Origin of the sequence: Myxococcus vastator (assembly GCF_010894475.1) — a bacterium.
Classification (GTDB): Bacteria; Myxococcota; Myxococcia; order Myxococcales; family Myxococcaceae; genus Myxococcus; species Myxococcus vastator.
Genome location: NZ_JAAIYB010000755.1, coordinates 1 through 2,168 on the forward strand (window position 1 = coordinate 1; position 2,168 = coordinate 2,168).

Genomic DNA, 2,168 nt, shown 5'->3' on the forward strand with positions numbered 1-2,168 from the left:
GCCGCCTCCCCGCGCCCGTGCCCTTGGCGTCGCTGCTGCGGGAGCGCGCGGCGAGGGCCGCGTCAGCCGTCGCGCTGACGGCGGCGGATGGGCGGGCCGTCACGTGGGGAGCGCTGCGCGCGGGAGCAGGGCGGCTCGCGTCCGCGCTGAGGGCGCGAGGCGTGGGCCCCGACGCCCTGGTGGCGGTGTGCCTGGACGCGTCGGTGGAGCAGGTGGTCGCGCTGTGGGCGGTCCTGGAGGTGGGCGCGGCCTATGTGCTGTTGCCGGTGCCTCGGCTCCGTGAGCTGTCCGCGTTCGCACCGCCGGGCGCGCCCGCGCCGTTGCTGCTGACGCGCGCGAACGTCCGCACGGGCGCACCGCTCGATGGGGCGCGCGTCCTCCACGTCGACGAGGTGCTCGCGGCTCCAGAGGCCTCGGAGCCCGCGTCCCAGGCGGGGGCCGAGCCCGTCTCCGAGCCCCGCTCCGAGCGGGTCTGCCTGGAGCCCCTGCGCGGGCCTGGGGGCGAGCGGCTTCACGCCATCCACACGCACGGCACGGTCGCGGCGTTGTTCGCGCGGTTGGACGCGGGTGGAGCACCGGAAGGGGGCGTCTGGCTCGCGGCGGAGGCGCCCACCGAGCCGGGGGCGGGCCTGGAGTTGCTGTGGGCCCTGACGCGCGGGCTGCGCGGGGTGCTGCCAGCGGAGCGTGCGCGCTTCGCGTGGGGAGGCTCGGGCGCTGGCGGCTCGCGGCGGCCCATGGACTTCAGCCTGTCCTTCTTCGCCAACGACGAGGACTCGCTGGGTGGGCGCAAGTACCGGCTGCTGCTGGAGGCCGCGAAGTTCGCGGACGCGCATGGCTTCTCGGCGGTGTGGACGCCGGAGCGGCACTTCCATTCGTTCGGTGGGCTCTATCCCCGGCCGGCGGTGGTGGGCGCGGGCGTGGCGACGGTGACGGAGCGCCTGGGCATTCGCGCGGGCAGCGTGGTGCTCCCGCTGCACGACCCCGTCCTCGTCGCCGAGGAGTGGGCCGTGCTGGACAACCTGTCCGAGGGCCGCGTCGGCGTGTCCTTCGCCTCCGGCTGGCACGCGAATGACTTCGTGTTCGCGCCGGACCGCTATGCGCGCAGGAAGGAGGTCCTCCTTCGCGGCATCGAAGAGGTGCGGACGCTGTGGCACGGGGGCACGGTGCTCCGGCGCAACGGGAATGGGGAGGAGGTGGCGCTGTCGCTGCGGCCTCGGCCCGTGCAGAAGTCGCTGCCCGTCTGGCTCACCGCCGCTGGAAGTCCGGAGACGTTCCGCCTGGCCGGAGAGCTGGGGGCCTACGTGCTCACCAACTTGATGGGCCAGCAGTTGGATGACCTGGCCTCCAAGGTGGCGTTGTACCGGGACGCGTGGCGCCAGCACGGTCATCCGGGCCGGGGGCACGTGAGCCTGATGATGCACGCGTACCTGGGCGACGACCCGGCCGTGGTGCGCGAGCGGGTGCGACAGCCGCTGCTCGACTACTTCCGCGGCTCGGTGGACATCCTCGCGGGCTTCGTGGCCAGCCAGGGCCTTCAGGTGGATCCGCGCTCACTGACGCCCGCGGACATGGACGCGCTGCTGAGCCACGGCGTCGAACGCTACATGGACGACGGCGGCCTCTTTGGCACCCCGGAGAGCTGCGGCCCCGTGGTGGAGCGCGTGCGGCGGCTCGACGTGGACGAAATCGCCTGTCTCGTGGACTTCGGCGTGGAGGTGGACGCGACCCTGGAGGGGCTGCGTCACCTGGAGGGGCTGCGAGCCCGTCATTCGCCGGAGCCAGGCCTCGCGGTGCCGGTGCCTCAGTTGAGGGAAGGGCCCGACGCGGCGACGGCCTTGTTGTCGCTCGTGCGGGAGGCGGAGGTCACGCACCTGCACTGCACGGCGGCGCTCGCGCGGTCGCTGCTGGCGCTCCCCGGCGCGGAGGCGGCGCTGCGTCCCGTTCGTCAGGTGCTGCTGGAGGACGCCGCGCCCGACGTGGCGGCGTCGCTGGAGCGGCTGCTCCCGGGGCGCGTCGCGCATCGCCACGAGGCCCTGGGGCCCGGAGCCTGGGCGATGGGCACGGAGGCTCCAGCCGGCACGGCCTGGAGCGTGGTGGACGGGCGCGGTCAGCCCGTCCCCCTGGGCGTGGTGGGGGAGTTGATGGTGGAGGGCGCGGGTGTGCCAGGG

At 74.5% G+C, this 2,168-nt stretch carries 1 protein-coding gene; it reads left to right on the forward strand.

Annotated features, from left to right (window positions below):
* Window positions 1–17: 17 nt before the first annotated feature.
* Window positions 18–2,168, forward strand: a 2,151-nt coding sequence (locus tag G4D87_RS36915; protein WP_240358916.1) for a MupA/Atu3671 family FMN-dependent luciferase-like monooxygenase, incomplete at its 3' end; no start/stop codon positions are given.